General features: G+C 60.9%; 5 protein-coding genes, 1 pseudogene and 1 riboswitch. Of the genes and pseudogenes, 2 read left to right on the forward strand and 4 right to left on the reverse strand.

All coding sequences use genetic code 11. The annotated features are described in order from the left end of the window. Positions 1–46: 46 nt before the first annotated feature. The gene (locus tag GM79_RS00265; RefSeq protein WP_035557279.1) at positions 47–712 is read right to left on the reverse strand and encodes a peroxiredoxin-like family protein; all 666 of its coding nucleotides are present in this window, start codon (positions 710–712) and stop codon (positions 47–49) included. A gap of 367 nt (positions 713–1,079) precedes the next feature. Further along, positions 1,080–1,195: riboswitch (SAM riboswitch) on the reverse strand. Between the two features lie 242 nt (positions 1,196–1,437). Continuing rightward, a complete protein-coding gene (locus tag GM79_RS00270) occupies positions 1,438–1,722 on the reverse strand; it encodes a LysM peptidoglycan-binding domain-containing protein (protein WP_035557282.1) in 285 nt (94 codons plus the stop codon). Positions 1,723–1,901: 179 nt separating this feature from the next. On the opposite strand from GM79_RS00270, the gene GM79_RS00275 reads away from it, so the two are divergent. Together GM79_RS00275 and GM79_RS00280 are read left to right on the forward strand one after the other, a co-directional pair. Then, on the forward strand, positions 1,902–2,321 hold the full coding sequence (locus GM79_RS00275; RefSeq protein WP_035557285.1) for a hypothetical protein: 420 nt from the start codon (positions 1,902–1,904) through the stop codon (positions 2,319–2,321). A gap of 169 nt (positions 2,322–2,490) precedes the next feature. Continuing rightward, complete coding sequence (locus GM79_RS00280; RefSeq protein ID WP_081867461.1) at positions 2,491–5,103, forward strand: erythromycin esterase family protein; 2,613 nt, start codon at positions 2,491–2,493, stop codon at positions 5,101–5,103. Here GM79_RS00280 and GM79_RS00285 read toward each other — a convergent pair. Together GM79_RS00285 and GM79_RS25210 are read right to left on the reverse strand one after the other, a co-directional pair. Then, the gene (locus GM79_RS00285) at positions 5,093–6,178 is read right to left on the reverse strand and encodes a YbhN family protein (RefSeq protein WP_051718312.1); all 1,086 of its coding nucleotides are present in this window, start codon (positions 6,176–6,178) and stop codon (positions 5,093–5,095) included. The two genes, GM79_RS00280 and GM79_RS00285, sit on opposite strands and share 11 nt — an antisense overlap. A gap of 151 nt (positions 6,179–6,329) precedes the next feature. Further along, a pseudogene (locus GM79_RS25210) lies at positions 6,330–6,675 on the reverse strand (hypothetical protein); the annotation flags it as partial.

Here is a 6,675-nt window from a genome sequence, read left to right on the forward strand (position 1 = left end):
CTGGCGCTGGCACGTAAAAACCAGCAACCAGCAGCGGACAACCCGATTAGAGTTGGGCCAGGGCGGCGAGTAGCACGGCCGGGTCGGGGCGCTGCTTGAAGTTGGCTTCGGTGGCGGCCCAGGCAATGGTGCCGTCCCGTGCAATCACGAACGTACCCGTGAGCGGCAGCTCGCCGCTGTCGTCGCCGTTGAAGGTGGCCAGGTCGATGCCCACGCCGTGCAGCGTGTGGTACACGGCGTCGCCCACCTGATAGGCCAGCCCGAACTGCTTGGCCACGGTGTTGCCCAGGTCGCTGAGGACCGGAAAACGCAGCTCTTTTCCCTCGGCCGTGAGGCTGGTCAGGTCCGGCGTCTGGGGTGAAACCGCCACCAGCGTAGCATTAAAGCCCTTAAACTGGGCCAGCGCCTGGTTGTAGGCCCGCAGCTGCACGTTGCAGTAGGGGCACCAGTTGCCGCGGTAAAACACCAGCACGACCGGTCCGGCTGCCAGCAGTCCGGCCAGCGTAACTGGTTGGCCCGCCGCGTCGGGCAGGCTAAAATCGGGGGCCGTCTGGCCGGCCCGGAGGCTGTGCCGGGTCAGGCCGGCGGCGTACACGGCGGCAATGCCGGCATCGATGGTCTGGCTGGCGGTGGCGGGCAGCACGGTGGCCAGGTGCTGGGCCGTAGCGGCCAGCTCTGGCTGAATGGAAGCGGGAGCGATGAGCGTGGACATACGAAGTCGAAAAAATTATCTGGTTGAGGGAGAGATACTTATTCGAGGGGAGTGGCCCACGCAGGGCGGCAGTCTGGCGCGGCGCGAGCCGGCCCGTAGCCGCACTCAGCGCATTCGAGGCACCCGCGGGGCCACAACGGGCACCAGGCGCAACGGCATTCCCACGAAGAAGAAAGAGAAGGTTGTTAAGCCGCGCTCAGGCTAGCAACAACACGGGCGACAACAGCACATTCGCATTCGTGCCGGACACGATGCCACGCTCCGGCCGCCATCGGTCGAAACGAAGAAGCCCGAAACCAGGGTGCACAAAGCAGCCGGCGCAGTCGGGAGGAGAAAAGCAGGACGTGAGGTAGTTTCCATGGCACTCGAATCATCTGTCCCAGTGCCGCCGAAGCCGCAGGTGGGTAGGAATTGGCACCTTTCATTTTGTGAAGGTTGCCAGTGGGTCACGGAGCCTATTCTCTCGCCACTTCTGTATAAAACTTAAAACTGCCCGCCGTTAGCAGGGAGTACCGGGTTGGTGAGGGCAAATGTAAGGGAGAATTTTTTGGATAGGCAAGCGTGCCGGCAAAAATAATTTTTCCGGAGCCCAAACGAGCCTGCAAAAAAAGCGCGAAGCACCGTGCTGAGAAAAGCGCGAATCGGGTTATGCAAAACCGCTAAAACACAAAAAAGCCACCCTGAAACAGAGTGGCCTTTCTCACCTTTTTTCTGCAAAAAAGTACCTAGAGACTAGGTAGGGTCAACACCTGGCCTACTTCAATCAGGTCAGGGTTGTTGCCGATGATGGCCTTGTTGGCCTCGTATATCTGTGGCCACTTGGCGGCATCGCCGTAGTGGTTCTTAGCAATTTTAGAAAGCGAGTCGCCGCTCACCACGGTATACGTTTCTCCGGTGGCGGCTGGATTGGCAGCGTTGCCAAAGAAGTCGGTGGCACCGGTACCGGTTTTCGCGGCGGGCTCTACGGGCTTTTGTTCGCCTTTGTCGCTGAGGAAATCAAGAAGTCCCATGAATGGTTTCAAATTAAATGAAAAAATAGCCGACTGGTTCTAGCCATGCCAACAAAACAACTATACGGGCCCGCCGAAGCGGGGTTTCGTTCTAAACTCTTTTGCCTGTGGGCCGTAAGCCGACGAGCCCATGCTTTTGGGTTTGGCTATTCTTTTCTTTCACACAAAAATCTGTTCCGATGAAAACCAATTCCCTCTTTTCGCTTCGTTATATCGCCAGCCTGTTGCTGCTCATGTCGCTGTTTGTTACTGCCTGTGGCAGCGATAAAGGCAAGGTAGAAGGCGTGAACATGCTGTACGGTACCGACAGCAAGGTATGGAAAACTGCTAAAGAAACCGATGCCACCGGCGACAAAATGACGCAAACCGACGCGCAGGAGAACGAGGAGCTGCGCATTTTTGCCAACGGCACCTACAACATGACCGGCGCCAGTGGCGCAGTAACGGGAAAATACACGTTTGACCAGGCTGGCAAATCGATTACCATGACGCCTGACGGCTCGGCCACGAGCAATACCTTCGCCGTGGAAACCCTCACCGACGACAAGCTCACCCTGAAGTCGGCCGACGGCGCGGCCCTGATGCTGGAAGCTGAGTAAGCACCCCTCAATTCCATTGAAAAAGCCCCGAACCACTATGGTTCGGGGCTTTTTTTGTGCCGAAAGTGGGGCAAATGAAAGAGGCGCCAGCGCAAATGCCTGCTAGCTTGCAACCTCAAACCGCGCGGTTCAATCCTACTGCTGAATCCTGGCTCATTTGCTTCTATCCATGCGTTCCGTTTCCCGATACGTGCTTGCCCTCGGCCTTTTATGCGGGCTGATTTCTACTCCAGCCCAGGCCCAGGTGCCCGCCGCCCTGCCGGTGCACGCACTGCGCAGCATCAATCCCGCCGATACCAACTTTGAGGATTTAGAATTCCTGACCCGGGAAATTGGCCCGGCGCGGGTGGTGATGCTCGGCGAGCCCACCCACGGCGAGGGCAATGTGTTCGAGGCCAAAATCCGGCTGATTCGCTTTTTGCGGGAGAAAATGGGGTTTACCACCCTGGCGTTTGAGAGTGGGTTTTACGATTTGCACAAGGCGCAGCAGGAATTGGAAGCCGGCAAAACCGCGCAGGAAACGATAGGCAATAGCGTGTTTCCGATTTGGACGGAACAGCGGGAATTCCAGGCCGTGCTGCCGCTCATTGGCAAAGGCAAGCTGCGCGTGGCCGGCTTCGACCCGCAGCTGACCGGCGAGTACAGCGAGGCGCTGGTGGAGGAATTAGAAGCGTTTCTGGCCCCTGAGAAAGGCGCGGCGGCCGTTAACTACGACCACCTGGAAGAAGTGGTGAGCTACATGGGCGAGCATTACATCTTTCAGCCTTCCGCTTCTTTGCCCTTGTTCGAGAAGGAGCTGGACAAAGCCACGCGCCTCGCCGCCAAAGCAGCGGCGAGCAGCAACTCCACGCGCCGCGCCGAAGCCGCTTTCTGGCAGCAATGCCTGCGGAGCTTACTGCTCCAGGGCCGCAACTATGCGCTCAACAAACCCGGCGAGAAAACCGAATCCGAATTTAAAGCCAAAGACAGCAACCCGCGCGACGCCCAAATGGCCGAAAACCTGTTGTGGTACCTCCGGCAGCACCCGCAGGAGAAGGTGATTTGCTGGGCGGCACTGCCACATCTGGCCAACAAAGCTGAATTATTGGAGAACGCCGAAATGAAAGAGTACCGGCCAATGGGTCGCACCGTGAAAGCCGCCCTTGGCCCCGACCAGGTGTACATTTTGGGTACCCTGGCCGGCGGAGGCAGCCACGGCGCTTTTGGCCTGAACGTGAAGCCCGTGCCCACGCCGGCCGTTGGCACGCTGGAGGCGGAGTTGCTGGCCCAACCGGCCGACTACGCTTTTGTGAGCCTGAAGCACGATGCCGCGGGGCAAAATATCACAACGTATGCTTTTGAATATGAGCCGCTGGCGGGCCCGTGGAGCGAAGTAGTTGACGGATTTTTGTGGCTGCGCGCCGTGAACCCGCCTCACCGCGGCGCGGCCGTTGCCATCGCCGGTGCCGCCCCAGCCGATGCGGAAACCATTGCCGGGGCGTCGCCGGGCCTGCTGAACCCGGCCCAGAGTCCCCAGCGCGTGCGCGCCCCGCAAGCCAGCGCAACCAGCCAAACGGTGCGCGGCCAAGTGCTCGACCGCAAAACCAACGCCCCCGTGCCATATGCTTCCGTATCGGTGCCCACTCAGGGAGTGGGTACGGTGGCCAATGGCGAGGGTCAGTTTGCTCTGGCCGCACCAGCGGGTAGCATCCTGCAAGTCAGCAGCGTGGGCTATGCCACGGTCAATGTCAAGCTCACGGCAGATGCCTCGCTTCTGACGCTGCGGCTGGTGCCGGCCGCCACCGAGCTGCAGGAAGTGCAGGTGCGCGGCGAAAGCTTGGACCCGCGCAAAATCATGAAGAAAGTGCTGGCGGCCCTGCCCCAGAACTACGAGCAGGAAGACTACAGCGCCGAAGTGTACACCCACCGCCGGGTACTAAGTTTCGATACCCTAAGCTTCGAGAGCGAATACGTGAGCCAAGTGCTGGAGCCCGCGGGCTACCGGAACTGGGGCGGCGGCTTTTTGATGCTGGGCTCCGTAGAGCAACACCGGGTGAAGGAAATGCGCATCCTAAAAACGCTACCAGGCGCGGGATACAAGTACTACGGGGGCGCTATATGGGGCGGACAGGGGTTTTTGACTGCCAGCGCCGACCCAATCCGTATTTCGCCGCTATTCAAGACCAAAACCTTGGGCAAGTTCCGGCTCCACTTGGATAGTGTGTTGACCCAAAATGGCGAAAACCTGTACGTCATCAGCTTCGCAGCCAAGAGGGCCAATCATCGCAGCACCGGCACGTACCTGATGGCGGGCTATTCTGGGCGCGTGTACGTGCAGCAAAGCAACCTCGCGGTAACCCACTATGAAGCGCTGTGGCAAACGGATACGGTGACCTACAATGCTGTGGCCCGCAAGTACTACGGACGACGGAACCTGACAGCACAGCTCTACAGCACTATTTTCGCTGATTCCCGCACCGACCACATGGTGGAGTACACCCGCGGGGCAAACGGCCGCTACCATGTGCAGCGCAGCGTGGGGCAGGGCCTCAGCAGCGGTCGGGTATTAGGCGGTAAGCCGTTCTATCGGCAGTCTTCTTGTGTGGAATATTTTGTGCCGCTGCCGCCAAGCACCCCTTTGCCGGCATTGAGTTCCAAAATTAGTCCGACAATAGACCCTCGTTCCGCCAATAGAGAACTGTTTCAGCTGCAATACACCGACTACCACCCGGAGTTCTGGCAAACGTACCAGCGTCCCGACTTGGCGCCCGAAGCAACGGCCCCGCCCGCCGCTAAGCCGTAGCCGCTTTGGCCGGCCGCTTGCCAAAAACCCGCGCCACCCAGCGGGGCAAAAACACCATGCCCAGCACCAGATACAGGTAATATGTGACTACCCGGTAGAGCAGCACCAGGAAGCTGGTCATGGTGGCGGTGCCGATGAACGAGCCGAAGAACGTGGGAAACGCGCCCTCGGCAATGCCCGCGCCGCCCGGCGTGATGGCGATGAGCAGGATGACCTTGTAGGTGATGTTGCGGGCGAAGATGAACAGGAACGTGCCCGTGCTCATCGGCACGAAGGCTGCGATGAGGCAGCCGATGATGGCGTAGCGGGCCGTCCAGACAAAGGCCGTGCTTGCGGCGGCGTGCCACCAGTAGCGCGGCCCGTTGCCCCGCAGCTGCACCGAGGCCCGCACCATTTCCTGCCCGTGCTTGTAGGCCTTGCGCCGCCAGCGCCGCAGAATAGGCAAGGAAAACAGCCGTACCATGAGCCGGCGCACCGACCGCGGATTGACGAAAATAGCGTAGAGCATCAGCCCTGCGTACAGTGTAACGAAGATGTAGCTCACCCCAAACGCCACCCGCAGTGTGGCCACGAAGCCGGTTTCCAGCGCCTCGTGCGGGTAAAGCCCGGCCCCGGCAATGAGCACCACCAGGGGCACCATCAGCACGTAGTAGAGGTTGTCGAGCAGGGCCGTAACCATAATGTAGGCCAGGCCTTTGCCCAGCGGAATACCTTCTTTTTCCAGAATAAACGGGGCGGCGGCTGTGCCGCCCTGCCCCGACGGTAGCACGCAGGAGGCAAACTCCCAAATCATGATAACGTCCAGGGCCTGCCGCCAGCTCAGCGCACCCTCGGCGATGTGCCGGATGCGGTAGATGTAGCCCAGGTCGCGGGCCGCCAGCACCAGCAGGGCCACCAGCAGCCAGCCCCAGCTTGCGTTTTGCAGCGGCGCCAGCTCACCGGGCTGGTAGCTCCGGTAAAACAGAAACGCCACCACGCCCAGGCCAATAACGACGGGCAGGATGAGGCGAGAAGGCCGCAGGCGCTGCAAAAAATTCGCGTCGTTTTCGGAAAGGTCGGGAGGCGTATTGGGCATGGGAAGTGAAAACGGGCGCAACGCAAAAGTAGGCCGTGGCCGGCTGCTACAACCCAGCCGGGCGGACTAGAAAAAAGAACGTCATGCCCGCACCGCGGAGCATGACGTTCTTTTTTCTCGGGCAAAGCCAGCTAATACCGGTCTGGAACCGCTAGGGCCGGCCGCCGGTGCTGCCGGCCGGCGTGATGCCGCCGGGCGTAGTCGTGCCGGGCGATGGCGCATTGGCCGGGGTGTTGATGGGGTTGGGCACCGTGGCGCCCGGCTGGCCCGTTGGGGGTGCCGGCTGCACCGTGGGCTGGGGCTGCGCGGGCACCGTGCCCGGTACCGTGGCCGGCAGAGTTTTGGTTGAGTCCGTGGTGGTGCTGTCGGTGGGCGTGGTCAGGGGTTGGCTGCCGGGCCGGGCCGCCGGAGCTATGCCGGCAGGCGCACCGGGCGCACCGGCTGGGCGAGTGCCGGGCGCACCGGGCGCATCAGCCGGGCGCCCCGTGGGCGCGCCA

It is taken from the genome of Hymenobacter sp. IS2118 (assembly GCF_000715495.1).
Taxonomy (GTDB): Bacteria; Bacteroidota; Bacteroidia; order Cytophagales; family Hymenobacteraceae; genus Hymenobacter.

Excerpts from the sequence above, each read along its gene's own strand:
- GM79_RS00265 (WP_035557279.1), bottom strand. The coding sequence starts at position 712 with ATGTCCACGCTCATCGCTCCCGCTTCCATTCAGCCAGAGCTGGCCGCT.
- GM79_RS00270 (WP_035557282.1), bottom strand. The coding sequence starts at position 1,722 with ATGGGACTTCTTGATTTCCTCAGCGACAAAGGCGAACAAAAGCCCGTA.
- GM79_RS00275 (WP_035557285.1), top strand. The coding sequence starts at position 1,902 with ATGAAAACCAATTCCCTCTTTTCGCTTCGTTATATCGCCAGCCTGTTG.
- GM79_RS00280 (WP_081867461.1), top strand. The coding sequence starts at position 2,491 with ATGCGTTCCGTTTCCCGATACGTGCTTGCCCTCGGCCTTTTATGCGGG.
- GM79_RS00285 (WP_051718312.1), bottom strand. The coding sequence starts at position 6,178 with ATGCCCAATACGCCTCCCGACCTTTCCGAAAACGACGCGAATTTTTTG.